The sequence below is a fragment of the Kiloniella laminariae genome, assembly GCF_027214005.1.
In the GTDB taxonomy this organism is placed as follows: domain Bacteria; phylum Pseudomonadota; class Alphaproteobacteria; order Kiloniellales; family Kiloniellaceae; genus Kiloniella; species Kiloniella laminariae_A.
Genome location: NZ_JAPWGY010000005.1, coordinates 113543 through 133294, shown reverse-complemented (window position 1 = coordinate 133294; position 19752 = coordinate 113543). Strand labels below are relative to the sequence as shown.

Sequence of the window (19752 nt, the reverse complement as noted above, 5' to 3'; positions counted from 1 at the left end):
CTTTACCTAACTTTTTTATCCCGGGTATTCAGTTCATAGATGGAAATAAGCCCGCGGAGTGTCACATCCTTATCAAGATGATCAATAACTTCTGTAGCTGCTGTAAATAACTGGGCCAGACCGCCGGTCGCAACAACCTGCATCGGGGCGCCATATTCTTCACGAATACGTTTAACCATGCCCTCTACCATGCTGACATAGCCCCAGAAAATACCGGATTCCATAGCAGGAATAGTCGCCTTGCCAATGATGTTTTTCGGACGGCGGATATCAATCCGTGGCAGCTTGGCCGAAGCCATGTAAAGCGCCTCAACGGAAAGATTGACGCCCGGGGCAATGACACCGCCTTCATAGGCACCATCATCACCGACAATATCAAAAGTGGTCGCTGTACCGAAATCAATCAGGATCAGATTACCACCATAGCGCTGATACCCGGCGACCGCATTCACCAGGCGATCCGCACCTGCCTGTTCCGGCTGATCAATCCGGACTGTCAGCCCGAGATCGATTTTCCCCAGCTCGACCATCAAGGGCGTGGAATTGAAATAGATCTCACACAGGCGTGTCAGATTATAGGTCGATGCCGGGACCACGTTGGCCAGAATACTGCCGGTAATATCGCCAGGGACCAGACCTTTTAGCGCCATGAGCTGGGTCAACCAGACAGCATATTCATCAGCTGTTTTCTTGCTGTCACTTGTCGCCCGCCAACAACCCTTTTGTTCTTGCCCCTCATAAATGGCAAAAACGACATTGGTATTACCCGAATCAATCACAAGCAGCATTTTGCGTTTAGATCCTAAGAAGCAAAGAAGACATCACCCGCAGTGACCAGACATTGTTCACCGCTGTCAAGCTCCAGATCCAGAGCCCCGTCTTTGTCTATTGTAACAAACCGTCCCGAAAGTGTCTGGTGCGGCAGGCGAACATAAATGGTTTTGCCAATCCCGTGGGCCTGATCAAGCCAGGCGGACCGGATAGCCATGAAACCGTCTTTCTTCCATACTTTGTACCAGGGGTCAAAGCTATTCAGGAATGCGCTCAGCAGATCACCCGGGGACAAATTATCGCATCCCCCCTGCTCAAGCAGCGATGTCGCCGGGTAACGCGCATCACCCGGATAAGTCCGGATATTTACGCCGATCCCCATAATCAGAAAATCCAGAGCGCCCGACGCCGTTGACTTGCTTTCCAGCAAAACGCCGGAAATTTTTTTGCTCGACACCAACACATCATTGGGCCATTTCAGGCTAGGGGTGATTTCCGGATTGATTTTTTTTATGGCATCCGCCAAAGCCAGTGCCGCGACAAAACTGAGGTTGGCGGCTTCTGCAATGGCGACTTCCGGCCGCAGCAGAAGCGAAAAATAGAGATTTCCCTCCGGACTGACCCAGGTTCGCCCCTGTCTTCCTCGCCCGGCAGATTGACGAAGGGCCCAGACGACGGTGCGATCCTGGGCCCCTGTTTCGGCAAGGAGGCGAACTTCGTCATTGGTACTTCCGACTTCTTCTCTGGCATGCAGGGTGAAAGAAGCCGGAATATCCAGGGACAAAGAGCCCTCACTCATATGGTTACCCCGCAAACAGGGCTGAAGCGGCGAGTGCAGCCCCATCCATTATCGGAGAAGAGAAAAGAATGAAGAACACAATGAAAACTGACGAAACAGTCAGTACCAACGTCATTTCGCCCCCGATCGGCTTGTCAAAGGACGCCGTTGGTTCATCGAAGTACATCACCTTGATAATCCGCAGATAATAGAAAGCACCAATCACCGAGGTCAGAACCCCGATAACAGCCAGTGTAGTCAGGCCTGCATCAACCGCAGCGGCAAAGACCACATACTTGCCAAAGAAGCCGGCAAGAGGAGGAATGCCCGCCATAGAGAACATGAAAACCGTCAGGGCGAAAGCCATCAGAGGACTGGTTTTGCTCAATCCCTTGAGATCTTCAATACTCTCGACCATGGTACCTTTCTGGCGCATGCTGAGAATACAGGCAAAGGTTCCCATGTTCATGAAGATATAGATGGTCATATAGATAAGCAGACCTTCAATACCCGCCTGGGTTCCCGCAGCCAGACCAACCAGGGCATAGCCGATATTGCCAATCGAGCTATAAGCCATCAGACGCTTGATATTGGTCTGCTTGATCGCAGCAAGAGATCCCAGGATCATGGATGCCAGGGCAACAAACACGATAATCTGCTGCCATTCCCCGACCAGAGAGCCAAAAGGATCGCTAAGGATACGGGCAAAGAGGGTAATCCCGGCAACCTTTGGTGCTGAGGCAAAGAAAGCCGTTACCGGTGTCGGCGCACCTTCATAGACATCCGGCGTCCACATGTGGAATGGCACTGCCGAAATTTTAAAGGCAATCGCTGCACAGATAAAGACCAGACCGACAATCAGGCCGATCTCGGGAACGCCGCCTGTTGAAAGGGCAACAGAAAGGTTTTCACCGATTACGGCAAAGTCGGTTGCACCTGTAAAGCCGTAAACCATGGATGAGCCATAGAGCAGCATCCCGGAAGACAGAGCCCCAAGAACAAAGTATTTCAGGCCAGCTTCGGATGACTTCAGGTTTTCCCGACGGATAGCGGCAATAACATAAAGCGAGAGGCTTTGCAGCTCGAGCCCGACATAGAGTGACATCAGGTCATTGGCAGAGATCATCATGAGCATGCCAAGGGTTGCAAGAACCATCAGCACAGGGATTTCGAAACGATCCATCCCCTCACGTTCAATGAACCGCTGGGTCATGAGAATACCGAAACCAGCAGCGACCAGGACCACCAGCTTCATATAATCGCCATAGGCATCGACAACGAAGAGCCCGCCGAAAGCCACACCTTCAGGGCGATTTCCAAGGAAAATCAGGCCAAAGGCAATCGCCAGCACGGCAACAGACAGGGCAGAAATAAAACTTGCCCCCTGCTCACCCCGGAAAGCTCCGAAAAGGAGAAGAGTAGTCGCAGCACAGGCCAGGAAAATCTCGGGCAATGCCATGGTCAGATCTGTTGTGATCATCTTGATAGCCCCTCTATTGACCAAATACCTGCGCAAACATCGGCGCGGCATTAGAGGCGGTAATGGCTGCCTCGTAGTTATTGACCAGATTGCTTACAGAAGCAGACATAATGTTCAGGAAGCTTGGTGGATAGATCCCCATCCAGAGCGTGATCAGCAGCAAAGGCAGGAAGATTGCCTTTTCGCGCAGATCGAGATCGAGAAGGGATTTCAGATCGTCCTTTTCAAGCTTGCCAAATACAACCTTACGATAGAGCCAGAGCATGTAGGCCGCCCCCAGAACCATCCCTGTTGCAGCAAGAGCAGCAACCCAGGTGTTGGCTTTGAAAGCACCAACCAGAACCAGGAACTCACCGACAAACCCACCCGTTCCAGGCAGACCAACCGAGGCCAGCATGAAGACCATAAAGACAAGCGCATAGTTCGGCATCTTCTCGACGACACCACCGTAGCGATTGATTTCACGTGTGTGCAAACGATCGTAAACAACTCCGACGCAAAGGAACAAGGCGGCGGAAACCACCCCGTGCGAAAGCATCTGGTAGATCGCGCCTTCCACTCCCTGCTGGTTTGCTGCGAAGATTCCGATGGTCACATAGCCCATATGAGCAACCGAAGAATAGGCGATCAGCTTTTTCATATCCTCTTGCGCCAGTGCCACCAGAGATGTGTAGATCACAGCAACAATCGACAGGGCGTAGACAAGCGGAGAGAAATAAAGCGATGCATCCGGCATCATCGGCATGGAGAAGCGGAGGAACCCGTAGGCGCCCATTTTCAGAAGAACACCCGCCAGAATAACCGATCCGGCAGTTGGAGCCTCAACGTGGGCATCAGGCAGCCAGGTATGAACCGGCCACATCGGCACCTTGACAGCAAAGGAAGCAAAGAAAGCAACCCAGAGCCACTTCTGCATTTCAACCGGGAAGCTGTAGGCAAGCAATTCGACGATATTGGCAGTCCCTGATTCGAAATACATTGCCAGAATGGCAACCAGCATCAGAACAGATCCGGCCAGAGTGTAGAGGAAAAGCTTAAATGCCGCATAGACCCGGCGTTCACCACCCCAGATCCCGATAATCAGGAACATCGGGATCAGAACCCCTTCAAAGAAAACATAGAAGACGACGATATCAAGGGCACAGAACATGCCGATCATCATCGTTTCCAGAATCAGGAAGGCGATCATGTATTCCTTGACGCGCTTTTTAACGGCACCCCAGGATGAAATGATACAGATCGGTGTCAACAGCGTGGACAGCAGAACAAAAAGAACGGAAATCCCGTCGACCCCCATATGGTAGGTCAGACCAAGGGATGGCATCCATTCAACCTGTTCGACAAACTGGAAGTCTGCCGTCCCCTGTTCAAATCCGGTCCAGAGGAACAGTGATACCAGGAAGGTCACACCGGAAACCCAGAGGGCTACCCAGCGGGAATTCTTGGCTACAGCCTCTTCATTCTCACTGCGAACCAGAAGAATGATAGCCAGCGCACCAAACAGCGGTGCAAAGGTCACGATAGAAAGAAGATGATCTTGCATAACTCTTACACACCTGCGTTGGTAACAATGTACCAGGTGATCAGGGCAACAACCCCGATCAACATGGCAAAGGCATAGTGGTAGACATACCCGCTCTGCAGGCGACTTGCACGGCCTGCAAGACGGCGGGTGAGAGCAGAGATCCCATCCGGACCATAGGCATCAATTACCGCTCCGTCACCGGATTTCCACAGGAACCGACCAAGTTTACGGGCTGGCTGAACGAACAGGAAGTCATAGAGTTCGTCAAACATCCACTTATTGTAAACAAAGGTATGAACCGGTTTGACCAGGCGGACAAAAGCTGCGGGTAGTCCCGGGGCAAACATATAGAACACGTAAGCCAGAACGATACCGCTGATTGCAGCAATCAAAGGAACAAGCTTGACCCAGGTCGGTACATGATGCGCCGCTTCAACAGTGTCATTTGCCTCCAGAACGAAGATTGCTTCTCCCCAGAATTCGGCTCTCATGTCACCGACGAAGTAACTGTACCCAAGCCAACCTGCAAACACAGCCCCAAACGCCAGTACCAGCAGCGGGATCATCATGGTCATCGGAGATTCATGAACCCCCTTCATGGTGTGCTCATCAGCACGTGGATTGCCATGGAAGGTCATGATCAGAAGACGCCAGGAATAGAACGCTGTCATAAAGGCCGCAGCTGTCCCCGCCCAGAAAGCGAAAGTTCCCTGTGTTGAGTGCGCGGCATATGCCGCTTCAAGGATAAGATCCTTGGAGAAGAAACCAGCAAAGGGAGGAAGTCCGGCCAGCGCGATTGAACCAACCCACATCAACAGATAGGTTGCTGGAATCATCTTCCAGATACCGCCCATCTTGCGCATGTCCTGCTCGTGGTGCATTGCGTGAATAACCGAGCCAGCACCAAGGAACAACAGGGCTTTGAAAAAAGCATGTGTCATCAGGTGGAAGATCGCACCGCCATAAGCCGAGACACCGATTGCAAAGAACATATAGCCCAGCTGGGAACAGGTCGAATAGGCAATCACGCGCTTGATATCAAACTGGGTCAGACCGATTGTTGCGGCAAAAAAGGCTGTTGCAGCACCAACATAGGTCACGACTTCGAGGGCAAAAGGAGCATATTCAAACACTGGCGAGAAACGGCAGAGCATGAAGACACCCGCAGTCACCATCGTGGCAGCATGAATAAGCGCAGAAACCGGTGTCGGTCCTTCCATCGCATCAGGCAGCCAGGTATGCAGTCCCAACTGGGCTGATTTCCCCATGGCACCGATAAACAGTAGCAGACAGATGATTGTCAGGGCATGACCTTCGAAATTCAGGAAGGTAATCTGTGCCGTAGAAAGTGCTTCTGCTTGTGGAAAAATCGCTGCAAAATCAACCGTCCCGAAGAGAACGTAAACCCCCATGATGCCAAGCGCGAAACCAATATCGGCGACGCGGTTGACCAGGAAAGCTTTCATCGCTGCGGCACAGGCCGACTGTTTTTCGTACCAGAAACCGATCAGAAGATAAGAAGCCAGTCCGACACCTTCCCAGCCAAAGAACATCTGGACCAGATTGGATGAGGTCACCAGCATCAGCATGAAGAAGGTAAAGAGCGACAGATAAGAGAAGAACCGGGAGATCGACTTGTCTTCAGACATGTAGCCGACTGAATAGAGGTGAACCATAGAGGAAACCACCGTCACAACAATCAGCATCACAGCCGTCAGTGTATCGATATTCAACGCCCAGGAGAGAATGAAATCGCCAGAGTTGATCCAGGTAAAGAGGTCAGTGGAACGGCTGTTACCGTCGAGGGCCACATCCTTGAAAACCAGAATGGACAGGAAAGCAGAGACAAGCAACAGCCCTGTTGTGACGACCTGCGCCCCACGATCCCCGATAAAACGCCCGAACAGTCCGGCTATAAACGCACCGAGCAAGGGCAGAAAGACAATATAGTTTTCCATCGTCGAACTAGCCCTTCATCACGTTGATGTCTTCAACCGCGATCGACCCGCGGTTACGGAAGTAGATCACCAGGATCGCCAGCCCGATCGCTGCCTCTGCAGCAGCAACTGTCAGGATGAAGATCGAGAAGACCTGACCAACCAGGTCACCCAGGTGAGTTGAGAACGCCACAAAATTGATGTTTACGGCAAGCAACATCAGTTCAATGGACATCATGATAACGATGACGTTCTTTCTGTTCAGAAAGATGCCAAAGATACCCATTGTAAACAAAACCGCCGCAACGATCAGGTAATGGGCCAGACCAATTTCTAACATGGTTAGATGCCACTCCCGCTGGATACTTTTTTGATTTCAACGGCCTCTTCACGGCTCCGGTTCACCTGGTCGGCGATCACCTGGCGGCGAACGCCTTCGCGTTTACGCAAGGTCAGCACGATGGCGCCGATCATGGCAACCAGCAGGATCATTCCGGAAGCTTCAAAGAGATATACGTATTTGGTGTAGAGTACCTGCCCCAGAGCACGCGTGTTATGCACTTCGTCAAGCGAAGGAATTGGCACAGAAGCCACCACACTTACATCGGTAGAAACAACAGTACTGCTGAGGATCAAGACCAGCTCAACCAGCAGAACAAGGCCCACAGCCCCTCCGATGAAGAGATACTTTTTGAACCCCTGCCGTGCCTTCTCAACATTGATATCAAGCATCATCACGACAAAAAGGAAAAGAACAGCGACAGCCCCGACATAGACCACAACCAGGATCATCGCCAGGAACTCAGCGCCCATCAGAACAAAAAGTCCGGCAGCATTGAAAAAAGCAAGGATCAGGAACAGTACAGAATGTACAGGGTTACGAGCCGTGATAACCATCAAACCTGCGGCGATGGTAACAGCGGCAAAAACATAAAAGACGAGAGCCTGTATAATCATTTGGCTACCCTTTCTTTACGAGCCTGGTTTCGGCAAACAGTGTTGTATTTTGACACAATCTCAATCCCAAGCTCTTAGCGGTAAGGAGCGTCCAGTGCGATGCTCTGGGCAAGTTCAGTTTCCCAGCGGTCACCATTCTCGAGCAGTTTGTCCTTGTTATAGAACAACTCTTCGCGTGTTTCCGTCGCAAACTCGAAGTTCGGACCTTCCACAATGGCATCAACCGGGCAAGCTTCCTGACAGAAACCGCAATAGATACACTTCGTCATATCAATGTCGTAACGGGTCGTCCGTCGACTGCCGTCATCACGGGGTTCTGCTTCAATCGTAATCGCCTGGGCCGGACAAATCGCTTCACACAGCTTACAGGCAATACAGCGCTCTTCTCCGTTCGGATAGCGGCGCAAGGCATGCTCGCCGCGAAAGCGCGCACTGATAGGTCCTTTTTCGTAAGGATAGTTCAGGGTTACCTTTGGCTTGAAGAAATACTTCAAGGTCAGGGCCATCCCGGAAATCAGCTCGGTAAGGAGAAGACTGCGGGCGGGGTTTCTCATAAATGCCATAGTCCTCTATCTCTCCATATTTCTTTTTATTTGTTTGTTATCCATCACCAGGCCTCAATGTGCAGCAGGTAACAGGTCGAAGCCAACCAGTACACCTGCGGTCAAGAGCACCCAGAAAAGGGTGAATGGCAGGAATACTTTCCATCCCAGACGCATCAGCTGATCATAACGGAAGCGCGGGAATGTGGCACGAACCCAGAGAAAACAGAAAAGAACAAAAGCGATTTTCAAAGAAAACCAGATGGGTCCGGGGATCCAGTTGAACGGGGCAATATCAAACGGCGGTAACCACCCCCCCATAAAGAGGATCGCGGTCATGGCGCTCATGAGAATCATGTTCGCATATTCCCCGAGGAAGAAGAGCGCAAAGCTCATCGAGGAATACTCAACCATAAACCCGGCAACAATCTCGGACTCGCCTTCCGGCAAGTCAAAAGGAGACCGGTTGGTTTCGGCCAAAATGGAGATGAAGAAAATCACGAACATCGGCAAGAGCGGAAAGGCGTACCAGTTCAGGAGCCCATAATCACCTTTTTGCGCCATCACGATATCTGACAGGTTCAAAGACCCGACACACATCAACACCGTGATAATCACAAGCCCCATGGAGACTTCATAGGAAACCATCTGGGCCGCAGAACGCAATGCACCGATGAAGGGGTATTTCGAGTTCGACGCCCACCCCGCCATGATCACCCCGTAAACACCAAGGGACGATATGGCAAAAAGATAAAGAATCCCGACATTGATATCACTGACAACCAGACCTTCGCCAAAGGGAATTACTGCCCAGGCAACAAGGCTGAGAATGAAAGTGAGCATGGGGGCCATGATGAAAACAATCCGGTTTGCCCCGGAAGGCATGATTGTTTCCTTCATCATCAGCTTCACAGCATCGGCAAAAGGTTGCAACAAACCAAAAGGACCAACCACATTGGGGCCCTTGCGCAGCTGCATCGCACCAATCACCTTACGCTCGGCCAACGTCAGGTATGCCACCGCAATCAGCAATGGTCCGACGATTGCCATGATCTGTGCAACGATAATAATCGTCGGCAGAGCGTATCCTTCCCAGAGTTCAACCATTTGTTCCAGTAGCTCCCTGCTCTTTGCCCAATACAAACTGTTCTGTACAGGCCGACATCGTTTCGGATGAACGGCTGATTGGATCAGTCATATAGAAGTTCTCGATTGCCAGGACAAAGGGGTCCGAACCGATCTCTTCTTTGTCTGATGCAGTATCATTCCAGTCACTCTGGCCAATCTGGTCAACCGCAGCAAAAACCGGATTGACTTCAATCAGGCGCTGCCGGAGCTGACCAAGGTTGTCATAAGGCAATGCCTCACCGAGCTGTTCAGAAAGGGCCCGGATAATGGTCCAGTCTTCCCGTGCCTCACCTGGAGGAAAGGCAGCCAGACGTCCCAGCTGTACACGTCCTTCGGTGTTCACATAGGTGCCGTTCTTTTCGGTATAGGCAGCCCCTGGCAGAATCACATCTGCAACTGAAGCTCCCTTGTCACCGTGATGCCCCTGGTAAACAACAAAGGTGTCTTTCAGCTTGGCAACATCAAGTTCATCAGCTCCGAGCAGATACACGGCCTTGATCTTGCCCTTTTCGGCAGCAGCAAGTGTTGCCTCGACATCAAGGCCCTTCTTGCCCGGAACAAATCCCAGGTCCAGAGCAGCAACGCGTGAAGCCGCCGTATGCAGAACGTTGAAACCGTTCCAGCCTTCATGAACCAGATCGAATTTCTTGCTGATCTTTTTGGCCAGTGCAAAAACAGCAGCGCCGTCCTTGCGTGCCAGGGCGCCCATTCCAAGAATGATCATCGGCTTCTTTGCCCCCTCAAGAACTTTGGCAAAGGCATTTTTACCTTCGGCAACGTCCTTGAGTGTATCAGGACCAGCTCCGAGATAATCGTAATCATAGGTCAGGTCGACGGCTTCACCGATGACACCAACCTTCAGCGCGCCAGTCAGGAAGCGCTTGCGAAGACGGGTATTGATCAAGGCAGCTTCCCAACGCGGGTTACTGCCGACCAGCAGAACCGCATCGGCTTCTTCGATTCCGGCAATAGAGCTGTTGAAAAGATAATCAGCCCGGCTTGACGCATCCAGTTTGGCACCATCCTGGCGGCAATCGATGTTCTCCGAACCGAGGTTCGCCATCAGATCCTTGAGCGCCAGCATAGACTCCGCATCACAAAGATCACCGGCAACAGCCGAGATCTCTGATCCCTTCAGACCGGCAAGCTTGTCTTTGATCATGGCAAAGGCTTCATCCCAGCTCGCGGCACGCAACTTGCCGTCAACGCGAACATAAGGACGATCAAGCCGCTGGCGTTTCAGACCATCTGTAATGTAACGGGTTTTATCGGTGATCCACTCTTCGTTAACATCTTCGTGGATACGGGGAAGAACACGAAGAACCTCCCGCCCGCGAACGTCGATACGGATGTTGGATCCAACCGCATCCATCACATCAATAGAGTTGACTTTTTTCAACTCCCATGGACGCGCGTTGAAAGCATACGGCTTGGATGTCAGGGCACCCACAGGGCAGACATCAACCAGATTTCCGGAAAGTTCCGAATTAACCGCTTTTTCCAAAGTGGTGATTTCCACTTTTTCACCGCGGTGGAGCAAACCGACTTCTTCAATACCGGCAACTTCGGTAGAGAAACGCACACAGCGGGTACACTGGATACAACGGGTCATGATCGTCTTGATCAATGGCCCCATGTATTTCTCTTTAACCGCGCGTTTGTTTTCCTTGTAACGCCCGTGATCAAGGCCAAAGGCCATGGCCTGGTCCTGCAGATCGCACTCGCCGCCCTGATCACAGATCGGGCAATCAAGAGGATGGTTGATCAGCAGAAATTCCATCACGCCCTTACGGGCTTTCTTCACAAGATCAGTATCGGTTTTAATAACCATGCCTTCACCCACAGGCATCGCACAGGATGCAATGGGTTTTGGCGCCCGTTCCATCTCCACCAGACACATCCGGCAGTTTCCTGCAACGGAGAGACGCTCGTGGTAACAGAAGCGGGGAATTTCCGCACCGGCAAGTTCGCAGGCCTGAAGAACTGTCAGGCCGTTAGCGACTTCGATTTCCTTGCCGTCAATCGTCAACTTTGGCATCGGTATCTCCTATTCCGCGGCCCGGCGAGCTTGCTTGTATGCCTCAATCCGTTTTTCCATCTCGGGACGGAAATTACGGATCAGCCCCTGGATTGGCCAGGCAGCAGCATCACCAAGTGCACAGATGGTATGACCTTCAACCTGCTTGGTTACATCCCAGAGCATGTCAATCTCATCAACATCCGCTTCACCGCGGACCATGCGCTGCATCAGACGGAACATCCAGCCCGTTCCCTCGCGACATGGTGTACACTGGCCACAGCTTTCATGCTGATAGAAGTGTGACAGTCGGCAGATGGCCTCGATTACATCTGTAGACTTGTCCATCACGATAACCGCTGCAGTACCAAGACCGGATCCGGCTTCGCGCAAAGCGTCAAAGTCCATGGTCATGGTATCGCAGACATGCTTTGGCAACATCGGCACAGAAGATCCACCTGGAATTACAGCCAGCAGGTTATCCCAGCCGCCACGAACACCGCCGGCATGCTTTTCAATCAGTTCACGCAGGGGAATGCTCATGGCTTCCTCTACGTTACAGGGACGATTTACATGGCCAGAGATAGAGAAGATCTTGGTTCCGGTATTATTTTCCCGTCCGAACTGCTTCCACCAGTCGGCACCACGGCGCAGAATGGTTGGGGAAACAGCAACGGTTTCAACGTTGGTTACAGTCGTCGGGCAACCATAGAGACCACAGGCTGCAGGGAACGGAGGTTTCAGACGAGGCTGACCTTTTTTCCCCTCAAGGCTTTCCAGAAGCGCGGTTTCTTCACCACAGATATAAGCCCCGGCGCCACGATGAACATGCACGTCAAAAGCCCAACCTGAACCGCAGGCATCCTTGCCGAGCAACCCGGCGGCCCGGGCTTCCTCAACTGCCGCTTCAAGACGGGTTGATTCAAGATAGTACTCACCACGGATATAGATGTAGGCCGTATGTGCCCCCATCGCAAATCCGGCAATCAGGCAGCCTTCGATCAAACGATGCGGATCATTGCGCATGATTTCGCGGTCTTTACAGGACCCCGGTTCGGATTCATCCGCATTGACCACAAGATAACTCGGGCGGGATGGATCTTCCTTGGGCATAAATGACCATTTGATACCAGCCGGGAAACCGGCACCACCACGACCGCGCAATCCGGAATCTTTCATCCGGTTGACAATTTCCTCACGTCCCAGCGCAACCAGGCCTTTGGTATTGTCCCAGATGCCGCGTTTTTGGGCACCCTTGATTCCCCAGTCATGCTGGCCATAAAGGTTGGTAAAGATACGATCCTTATCTTCAAGCATCTGCATCGTCACCCTCCTTCAGGGTTGTTCTCTCACCTTCAGGGGCAGAGGTCAGGCGTCCAGTCTGAGAACCAATCGCCACTTCCTTGCCAGCACGCAGCTCATCAATGATCCTTGAGATGCTCTCAACCGTCAGATCTTCGTAATACCAGTCATTGATCTGAACCATCGGTGCATTACAGCAGGCTCCGAGGCATTCAACTTCGACAACTGAGAAAAGACCATCTTCGCTGACATCACCGACTTTGCTTACGCCGATTTTTTCAAGCGCTGCCTTCAGGATATATTCGGATCCGCGCAACCAGCAAGGTGTGGTGCGGCAGACCTGAATAAAGTAAGTCCCGACAGGCTTCAGATTGAACATGGTGTAGAACGTCGCGACTTCATGCGCACGGATCGGCGCAATATCGAGATATTCGGCAACATACTCAATCGCTTCTGGTGGCAACCAGCCATCATTCTGCTTTTGAGCAAGATAGAACATGCTGATGATTGCACTGGCCTGACGGCCTTCAGGGTACTTTGCGACGAGTTTTTCGGCTTCGCGAAGATTCTCTTCGGTAAACTTGAAATCGCCGGTTTTTGCTTTTGGAAAACTACTGGTTTTCATCGGTCGACCTCGCCGAACACGATATCCATGGACCCGAGAATTGCGACACTGTCAGCCAACATATGGCCACGGCACATGTAATCCATGGCCGCCAGATGGGCAAATCCCGGCGCTTTGATTTTGCAACGATACGGTCTGTTTGACCCGTCCGCCACAAGATAGACACCGAACTCTCCCTTGGGAGCTTCAACGGCTGTATAGGTTTCCCCTTCTGGCACGTGGAATCCTTCGGTATAGAGTTTGAAATGGTGGATCAACGCCTCCATCGAACGCTTCATATCATCGCGTCGTGGCGGGGTGACCTTATGATTTGGGGCAAGAACCGGACCTTCAGGCATTTTCTCGATGCACTGCTCGATAATCCGCTGTGACTGACGCATTTCCTCGATACGAACCAGATAACGGTCGAAACAATCGCCATTTTTACCAACCGGAATATCAAAATCGATCTCGTCATAACAGTCATAGGGCTGGGACTTACGCAGATCCCAGGCGACGCCAGATCCCCGAAGCATTGGACCGGAGAAGCCCCAGTCCATCGCTTCATCAAAATTGATTGTGCCGATATCAACGGTACGCTGACGGAAAATCCTGTTCTCGGTAAGCAGCCCCTCAAGGTCATCCAGAAAGGCCGGGAACTGGGCACAGAATGTCGAAATGTCAGCAAGAAGACCCGCTGGCAGATCCTGATGCACTCCACCGGGACGGAAATAGGCTGCATGGAGTCTTGCACCGCAAGCTCTCTCATAAAATTCCATCAGCTTTTCACGCTGTTCGAATCCCCAGAGGATCGGGGTCATCGCGCCAACGTCAATCGCAAAGGTCGTGATATTCAGAATGTGGTTCAGAATACGACCGATCTCGCAATAAAGGACCCGGATATACTGGCCGCGCTTTGGCACTTCGATTTTCAGCAGCTTTTCAATGGCCAGAGCATAAACGTGCTCCTGGTTCATTGGCGCGACATAATCGAGGCGATCGAAATAAGGCAAGGCCTGCAGATAGGTCTTGTATTCGATCAGCTTCTCGGTTCCACGGTGCAGGAGTCCAATATGCGGATCTGCACGCTCGATGATCTCGCCATCCATTTCCATAACAAGGCGCAGCACACCGTGTGCTGCAGGATGCTGCGGACCAAAGTTGAGCGTAAGTGGCTTGATTGTAGCTTCAGCCATTTAAGCAACGCCCCCTTCTTTTTCCTTCTCGGCTTTCTCATCACCGGGAAGCTGAACAATCCCTTCCCAGGGGCTTGAGAAATCGAAGTTACGGAACTCCTGGCTGAGCTTGACAGGTTCATAGACAACACGTTTTTGCGTTTCGTCATACCGAACTTCAACATAGCCCGTCAGCGGGAAATCCTTGCGCAAGGGATGTCCCTCAAAACCGTAATCTGTGAGAATACGGCGCAGATCTGGGTGATTGGCAAAGAAGATGCCGTACATATCCCAGACTTCGCGCTCATACCAGATCGCGGAACTGAAAAGCGAAGTAGCGGATTCAACCGGCTCTTCTTCGGTCGCAGCAATCTTTACTTTGATCCGCTGATTATGCGTCAGCGAAAGAAGACAATAGACAAGTTCAAAACGCATTTCACGGCTGGGGTAATCCACAGCCGTTACTTCTGCCAATTGCCGGAACTGACAATTCTGATTGTCTCGAAGGAACTTCAACACCTTGAGAAGTGTGTCTGGCTTTGCCCAGAGAACGAGTTCATCGTTCTTAAGCTCTGTGCCAGTAATCGCTTCTCCCAAGGCGGAGGCGATATATTCGCCCAAGTCCAATAAAGCCTGATTCATATAGTTCACCAGTTTTTTGGGATGCCGTTAGGCTTACCTGCGGAACTTCGCGGTACGTTTGATTTTCTTCTGCAGCTGCAAGATACCATAGATCAATGCTTCAGCAGTTGGAGGACAGCCAGGAACATAGATATCCACCGGAACAACCCGGTCACACCCACGTACCACGGAATAGGAATAGTGGTAGTACCCTCCCCCGTTGGCACAGGACCCCATGGAAATTACCCAGCGTGGCTCTGGCATCTGGTCATAGACCTTGCGCAATGCCGGCGCCATCTTGTTGGTCAGGGTTCCGGCGACGATCATGACATCCGACTGACGCGGAGAAGGTCGGAAAACCATCCCGAAACGGTCCATATCATACCGGCTACAGGCCGCATGCATCATCTCAACCGCACAGCAGGCCAGACCAAAGGTCATCGGCCACAAGGACCCTGACTGGGCCCAGCCCGTCAGCTTGTCCATCTGTGCCAGCACGAAACCGCGTTCTGCCAGTTCCTCGCCAACGCTTTTCAGGATCAGATCCTGCGCTGGTCCCGGAGGCAGAGGCGCTCCTTCCTTGAGAGCCGGATTAGAGATCACTCCCATTCCAAAGCCCCTTTCTTCCATTCGTAAGCAAACCCGATCGTCAAGATAACCAGAAAGATCACCATCGACCAGAAACCGAACAGGCCGACATCACTCAGTGAGACAGCCCAGGGAAACAGGAAGGCAACTTCAAGGTCAAAGATAATGAAGAGGATTGCTACCAAGTAGAAGCGAACATCAAACCGGCCACGCGCATCGTCAAATGCCTCGAAGCCACATTCATAAGAACTGATCTTTTCTGAATCGGGGTGCTGCTTTGCCATGATGACGGAAGCCATCATCATAGCGATAGCAAGACCTACCGCAATTCCAAGGAAGATCAGAATTGGCAGATACTCTGCCAACATCCCATCTAAGCCCATCTCTCCAATACAATCTGCACAATGGGAATTGTACAAATCGCCTTTCATGTCGAAAATGACAAGATGCCTTACCGGCCCTATTTTTTTGGTACGTACTTAATATCGCCCATAGGCGACATAAGCAAACATAGAATCGCCACAATTCCTAAAAAAATCGTGTATTCCGAGTAACGGAATCAAGTATAACCCGAAGCAGACCATGTTGCTTCAAGTTCTTTAAATAAGTATTATTTTCAAGGAAATATATTTTTGAAGTGATGGCGAGGATGACGAGACTTGAACTCGCGACCTCTGGCGTGACAGGCCAGCGCTCTAACCAACTGAGCTACACCCCCACAAAACCGTCCCTGCGGACGAGGGTTTGTTTAATGTAGTGTCCTGCCCCTGTCAAGCAACTGAATCCAATTTCGAATGTTTTTTTACAGCTTTTCTGAATAAAGTCACAAAAAGGCAGAAAATCCTTTTACTTCAATAGAATGACGAATCGATTTACCTGGAATAAACGGAGCAATCCAACACTCGAAACCATGAAAAACAGAATCCTTTTTCCCGATATTTGCCAGAAGAGATACCGAGAACGGTCTCTGTTAATAACCCTCAGGAAGAGACAAAGTTTTTTAACGCTAAAAACCTCTACGTCATCAAAAGAAAAAGTTGACGTTAAAGATCCACGAAAGGGACGCCCCCTTCTTCTTCACAACACATGCTGTTGTAAGACACAAAAAAAAGCGCCTCACGAATGAGGCGCTTTTTTAATCAAGACGTCTGGTGGGCGATGACAGGCTCGAACTGCCGACCCTCTCGGTGTAAACGAGATGCTCTACCAACTGAGCTAATCGCCCACCAGACGTCCCGTCTGATGAAGGAGCTTTTAAGGTGATTCGCCGGGCATGGCAAGAGGAAAATATGACAAAACAAAAAAAAACCGGCTGGCGTAATGCCAACCGGTTTTTTCTAATTGCTACAAACAGTTAAACTTAGTTTACAGCGTCTTTCAGGCCTTTGCCTGCTTTGAACTTTGGCTGCTTGGAAGCAGGGATCTGGATAACCTCACCTGTACGTGGGTTACGACCCTGTGAAGCTGCCCGAGCTGCAACACTGAAAGTACCGAAGCCAACAAGGCGAACCTCATCACCACCTTTCAGTGCATCTGTCACAGCGTCAAAAACGCCATCTACAGCTTTGCCAGCATCTGCTTTAGACAGACCAGTTTTCTCTGCAACTGCAGCGACCAAATCATTTTTATTCATGTTGACCCCCCCTCTATTTAAACGGGATAAGTTTGAAAAATGTCTCACGACTTCTTGATTGTGCGGTGATTGTAGATCGCTTCCTATCTCGACGTCAATGTAAGAAACGACCGAATCTCAAGGGTTTTGGCGGCATTTTATCTATCTCCGCCAAACTTGCCCCACAAAAAGCACAAACTAGTGCGTAATAACTCCCTCCAGGTCTGTTCCGTGACGCTTTTCAACATCACTTCCCTCAACCCAGTCCTCAATTGGCACCAGAGTCTCTGTAAGTGCCTCTTTCAACACCTGATCTACCGTAGAACAAGGTATTATGGTCAGGCCCTGCAGGACATTCTCGGGAATATCAGCAAGATCTTTTTCGTTTTCCTTCGGAATCACGACTGTCTTGATGTTTCCACGCAGAGCCGCCAGAAGTTTCTCCTTCAATCCTCCGATCGGGAGAACCCGACCACGAAGTGTGACCTCTCCTGTCATCGCCACATCGTGTCGAATCGGCGTTCCTGTCAGCACGGAAACAATGGATGTAACCATCGCCACCCCGGCTGAGGGACCATCCTTGGGAGTCGCTCCTTCTGGAACGTGTACGTGAATATCTTTTTTATCAAAGAGCGAAGGCTTGATACCAAAATCAAGGCTGCGGCTTTTGACAAAATATTCAGCTGCCTGGATCGATTCTTTCATCACATCACCAAGCTTGCCGGTCGAAGAAACCTTCCCCTTTCCGGCAACCGTAACAGATTCGATAGTCAGCAATTCACCACCAACTTCTGTCCAGGCCAGGCCCGTGACAACACCAACCAGATCTTCCTGCTCCGCCTCTCCATAGCGGTAGCGCTGAATACCAGCGAAATCTCCCAGATTATCCACCGTCACATGAACGGACTCTGCCACGCCCATCTCGATATCCTTGATCGCCTTGCGCAACAGTTTGGCAATCTCCCGCTCAAGATTACGAACGCCGGATTCCCGGGTATAGTGCTGGATCAGCTTGCGAAGTGCCTCATCGTCAACTTTCCACTCTCCAGCTTTGACGCCGTGGTCTTTTAGCTGCTTGGGAATAAGGTGACGAATGGCAATCTGAAGCTTTTCATCTTCGGTATATCCGGGAATACGAATGATCTCCATCCGGTCCAGCAAAGGCTGCGGCATTCGAAGTGAGTTCGCAGTCGTCACAAACATCACATCCGAGAGATCGTAATCAACTTCCAGATAATGGTCATTGAACGTGTTGTTCTGCTCTGGATCAAGCACCTCAAGCAAGGCAGAAGACGGATCGCCACGCCAGTCATTCCCAAGCTTGTCAATCTCATCAAGCAAGAAAAGCGGGTTTGAAGACTTGGCCTTCTTCATCCCCTGAATCACCTTGCCTGGCATCGAACCAATATAGGTCCGGCGATGTCCGCGAACTTCGGATTCATCCCGTACACCACCAAGGCTCATTCGAACAAAGTTCCGGCCGGTCGCCTGGGCTATGGATTTTCCAAGAGAGGTTTTACCGACACCCGGAGGTCCTACCAGGCAAAGAATAGGGCCCTTGACCTTCTGCATCCGCTGCTGCACAGCAAGATACTCAAGGATACGTTCTTTAACCTTCTCCAGACCGAAATGTTCTTTATCCAGAACCAGCCCGGCATTGGGAATATCTTTCTTGATCTTTGTACGCTTTTTCCAGGGAATCGAAAGCATCCAGTCGAGATAGTTCCGAACAACGGTCGCCTCGGCTGACATTGGACTCATATTGCGGAGTTTTTTCAACTCGGCAGTCGCCTTTTCCTTGGCTTCCTTGGTCAGCTTGGTTTTGGCGATCTTCTCCTCGATCTCCGCCAGCTCATCACGCCCGTCTTCCCCCTCGCCCAGCTCTTTCTGAATCGCCTTGAGCTGTTCATTGAGGTAATACTCGCGCTGGGTCTTCTCCATCTGGCGCTTCACGCGGTTACGGATACGCTTTTCAACCTGCAACACCCCGATCTCGCCTTCCATGAAGCCGTAGATCTTCTCCAGCCGCTCGGCAATCGTCGCGCACTCAAGCAGTTCCTGCTTCTCGGCAATCTTCAGTGTCAGATGCGAAGCGACTGTGTCTGCCAGCTTGCCAGATTCATCAATCTGATTGATCGAGACAAGAACCTCGGGTGGAATTTTCTTGTTGAGCTTGATGTATTGCTCAAACTGCGAAACCACACTGCGAGAAAGCGCATCGAGTTCCTTCTCATCGCCCTCGCTATCATCAAGCGGAACAGCTTCTGCCTGGAAAAACTCGTCATTTTCCGAAAATTTGGTAATGCGGGCCCGTTTGGCCCCCTCCACCAGAACCTTTACAGTACCGTCCGGCAGCTTCAGAAGCTGAAGCACAGTTCCTATAGTACCAACACTATAGATATCAGACGGGCTTGGATCATCCTGTGATGCGTTTTTCTGTGTAACAAGCAGAATCTGCTTGTCATCTTTCATCACGTCTTCCAGTGCCCGGACCGATTTATCGCGGCCAACAAAAAGAGGCACAATCATATGTGGGAAAACCACAATGTCGCGCAGGGGGAGAACGGGATAAACATCACCGTGAGAAATTTCTAACATGTATCCTCACAAGCACACTGGCTTAAAAGCAGGTTCGGGGGATGAAACAATCACCCCCCAATAAAACAAAACAAATGATAGATATGAAACCTTCCTTTATCTTCAAGTCCCGACGAA

Annotated in this window: 18 protein-coding genes and 2 tRNA genes; all 20 read right to left on the bottom strand. The window is 51.1% G+C overall.

The window, feature by feature from the left end:
• Window positions 1-2 precede the first annotated feature (2 nt).
• Window positions 3-788, bottom strand: coding sequence for a type III pantothenate kinase (locus O4H49_RS14570; RefSeq protein ID WP_269424165.1), 786 nt, complete (start codon window positions 786-788; stop codon window positions 3-5).
• Window positions 789-802: 14 nt separating this feature from the next.
• Window positions 803-1570, bottom strand: a complete 768-nt coding sequence (locus O4H49_RS14565; protein WP_269424164.1) for a biotin--[acetyl-CoA-carboxylase] ligase — start codon at window positions 1568-1570, stop codon at window positions 803-805.
• Between the two features lie 4 nt (window positions 1571-1574).
• Window positions 1575-3029: an NADH-quinone oxidoreductase subunit NuoN gene (gene nuoN, locus O4H49_RS14560; protein WP_269424163.1), complete on the bottom strand. Its 1455-nt coding sequence runs from the start codon at window positions 3027-3029 to the stop codon at window positions 1575-1577.
• Between the two features lie 13 nt (window positions 3030-3042).
• Window positions 3043-4572 (bottom strand): NADH-quinone oxidoreductase subunit M, encoded by a 1530-nt coding sequence (locus O4H49_RS14555; RefSeq protein ID WP_269424162.1) that lies wholly within the window; start codon window positions 4570-4572, stop codon window positions 3043-3045.
• A 5-nt stretch (window positions 4573-4577) separates the two neighbouring features.
• Window positions 4578-6512, bottom strand: coding sequence for an NADH-quinone oxidoreductase subunit L (gene nuoL / locus O4H49_RS14550; RefSeq protein ID WP_269424161.1), 1935 nt, complete (start codon window positions 6510-6512; stop codon window positions 4578-4580).
• A 7-nt stretch (window positions 6513-6519) separates the two neighbouring features.
• Entirely contained in the window at window positions 6520-6831 is a 312-nt protein-coding gene (gene nuoK / locus O4H49_RS14545; protein ID WP_020593664.1) for an NADH-quinone oxidoreductase subunit NuoK, read from the bottom strand.
• A 2-nt stretch (window positions 6832-6833) separates the two neighbouring features.
• Complete coding sequence (locus O4H49_RS14540; RefSeq protein WP_269424160.1) at window positions 6834-7448, bottom strand: NADH-quinone oxidoreductase subunit J; 615 nt, start codon at window positions 7446-7448, stop codon at window positions 6834-6836.
• Window positions 7449-7522: 74 nt separating this feature from the next.
• Window positions 7523-8011: an NADH-quinone oxidoreductase subunit NuoI gene (gene nuoI, locus O4H49_RS14535; protein WP_020593662.1), complete on the bottom strand. Its 489-nt coding sequence runs from the start codon at window positions 8009-8011 to the stop codon at window positions 7523-7525.
• Between the two features lie 54 nt (window positions 8012-8065).
• Window positions 8066-9097, bottom strand: coding sequence for an NADH-quinone oxidoreductase subunit NuoH (nuoH, locus tag O4H49_RS14530; protein ID WP_269424159.1), 1032 nt, complete (start codon window positions 9095-9097; stop codon window positions 8066-8068).
• A complete protein-coding gene (gene nuoG / locus O4H49_RS14525; protein WP_269424158.1) occupies window positions 9090-11156 on the bottom strand; it encodes an NADH-quinone oxidoreductase subunit NuoG in 2067 nt (688 codons plus the stop codon). The genes nuoH and nuoG overlap by 8 nt, the downstream gene beginning before the upstream one ends.
• Window positions 11157-11165: 9 nt before the next feature.
• Window positions 11166-12452 carry an NADH-quinone oxidoreductase subunit NuoF gene (nuoF, locus tag O4H49_RS14520; protein WP_269424293.1) on the bottom strand — a complete coding sequence of 429 codons (1287 nt, stop codon included), beginning with the start codon at window positions 12450-12452 and terminating at the stop codon, window positions 11166-11168.
• The gene (gene nuoE, locus O4H49_RS14515) at window positions 12445-13062 is read right to left on the bottom strand and encodes an NADH-quinone oxidoreductase subunit NuoE (RefSeq protein WP_269424157.1); all 618 of its coding nucleotides are present in this window, start codon (window positions 13060-13062) and stop codon (window positions 12445-12447) included. Before nuoE ends, nuoF begins: the two co-directional genes overlap by 8 nt.
• On the bottom strand, window positions 13059-14237 hold the full coding sequence (locus O4H49_RS14510; protein WP_269424156.1) for an NADH-quinone oxidoreductase subunit D: 1179 nt from the start codon (window positions 14235-14237) through the stop codon (window positions 13059-13061). Before O4H49_RS14510 ends, nuoE begins: the two co-directional genes overlap by 4 nt.
• Window positions 14238-14858 (bottom strand): NADH-quinone oxidoreductase subunit C, encoded by a 621-nt coding sequence (locus O4H49_RS14505; protein ID WP_269424155.1) that lies wholly within the window; start codon window positions 14856-14858, stop codon window positions 14238-14240.
• 33 nt (window positions 14859-14891) lie between these two features.
• The gene (locus O4H49_RS14500) at window positions 14892-15446 is read right to left on the bottom strand and encodes a NuoB/complex I 20 kDa subunit family protein (RefSeq protein ID WP_020593655.1); all 555 of its coding nucleotides are present in this window, start codon (window positions 15444-15446) and stop codon (window positions 14892-14894) included.
• Window positions 15437-15793, bottom strand: coding sequence for an NADH-quinone oxidoreductase subunit A (locus O4H49_RS14495; protein WP_269424292.1), 357 nt, complete (start codon window positions 15791-15793; stop codon window positions 15437-15439). Before O4H49_RS14495 ends, O4H49_RS14500 begins: the two co-directional genes overlap by 10 nt.
• A 273-nt stretch (window positions 15794-16066) precedes the next feature.
• Window positions 16067-16143, bottom strand: a tRNA-Asp gene (locus O4H49_RS14490).
• Window positions 16144-16574: 431 nt separating this feature from the next.
• Window positions 16575-16650: transfer RNA gene (locus O4H49_RS14485), tRNA-Val, on the bottom strand.
• Between the two features lie 135 nt (window positions 16651-16785).
• Window positions 16786-17058 carry an HU family DNA-binding protein gene (locus tag O4H49_RS14480; protein ID WP_020593653.1) on the bottom strand — a complete coding sequence of 91 codons (273 nt, stop codon included), beginning with the start codon at window positions 17056-17058 and terminating at the stop codon, window positions 16786-16788.
• Between the two features lie 177 nt (window positions 17059-17235).
• Window positions 17236-19635 (bottom strand): endopeptidase La, encoded by a 2400-nt coding sequence (lon, locus tag O4H49_RS14475; protein WP_269424154.1) that lies wholly within the window; start codon window positions 19633-19635, stop codon window positions 17236-17238.
• Window positions 19636-19752: the final 117 nt, after the last annotated feature.

Bases quoted from the DNA above. Each gene is read 5' to 3' on its own strand.
- lon (WP_269424154.1), bottom strand. From the start codon at position 19,635: ATGTTAGAAATTTCTCACGGTGATGTTTATCCCGTTCTCCCCCTGCGC.
- nuoH (WP_269424159.1), bottom strand. From the start codon at position 9,097: ATGGTTGAACTCTGGGAAGGATACGCTCTGCCGACGATTATTATCGTT.
- nuoG (WP_269424158.1), bottom strand. From the start codon at position 11,156: ATGCCAAAGTTGACGATTGACGGCAAGGAAATCGAAGTCGCTAACGGC.
- O4H49_RS14505 (WP_269424155.1), bottom strand. From the start codon at position 14,858: ATGAATCAGGCTTTATTGGACTTGGGCGAATATATCGCCTCCGCCTTG.
- nuoI (WP_020593662.1), bottom strand. From the start codon at position 8,011: ATGGCATTTATGAGAAACCCCGCCCGCAGTCTTCTCCTTACCGAGCTG.
- O4H49_RS14565 (WP_269424164.1), bottom strand. From the start codon at position 1,570: ATGAGTGAGGGCTCTTTGTCCCTGGATATTCCGGCTTCTTTCACCCTG.
- O4H49_RS14480 (WP_020593653.1), bottom strand. From the start codon at position 17,058: ATGAATAAAAATGATTTGGTCGCTGCAGTTGCAGAGAAAACTGGTCTG.
- nuoE (WP_269424157.1), bottom strand. From the start codon at position 13,062: ATGAAAACCAGTAGTTTTCCAAAAGCAAAAACCGGCGATTTCAAGTTT.
- O4H49_RS14555 (WP_269424162.1), bottom strand. From the start codon at position 4,572: ATGCAAGATCATCTTCTTTCTATCGTGACCTTTGCACCGCTGTTTGGT.
- O4H49_RS14500 (WP_020593655.1), bottom strand. From the start codon at position 15,446: ATGGGAGTGATCTCTAATCCGGCTCTCAAGGAAGGAGCGCCTCTGCCT.
- O4H49_RS14570 (WP_269424165.1), bottom strand. From the start codon at position 788: ATGCTGCTTGTGATTGATTCGGGTAATACCAATGTCGTTTTTGCCATT.
- O4H49_RS14510 (WP_269424156.1), bottom strand. From the start codon at position 14,237: ATGGCTGAAGCTACAATCAAGCCACTTACGCTCAACTTTGGTCCGCAG.
- nuoN (WP_269424163.1), bottom strand. From the start codon at position 3,029: ATGATCACAACAGATCTGACCATGGCATTGCCCGAGATTTTCCTGGCC.
- nuoF (WP_269424293.1), bottom strand. From the start codon at position 12,452: ATGCTTGAAGATAAGGATCGTATCTTTACCAACCTTTATGGCCAGCAT.
- nuoL (WP_269424161.1), bottom strand. From the start codon at position 6,512: ATGGAAAACTATATTGTCTTTCTGCCCTTGCTCGGTGCGTTTATAGCC.
- O4H49_RS14540 (WP_269424160.1), bottom strand. From the start codon at position 7,448: ATGATTATACAGGCTCTCGTCTTTTATGTTTTTGCCGCTGTTACCATC.
- nuoK (WP_020593664.1), bottom strand. From the start codon at position 6,831: ATGTTAGAAATTGGTCTGGCCCATTACCTGATCGTTGCGGCGGTTTTG.
- O4H49_RS14495 (WP_269424292.1), bottom strand. From the start codon at position 15,793: ATGTTGGCAGAGTATCTGCCAATTCTGATCTTCCTTGGAATTGCGGTA.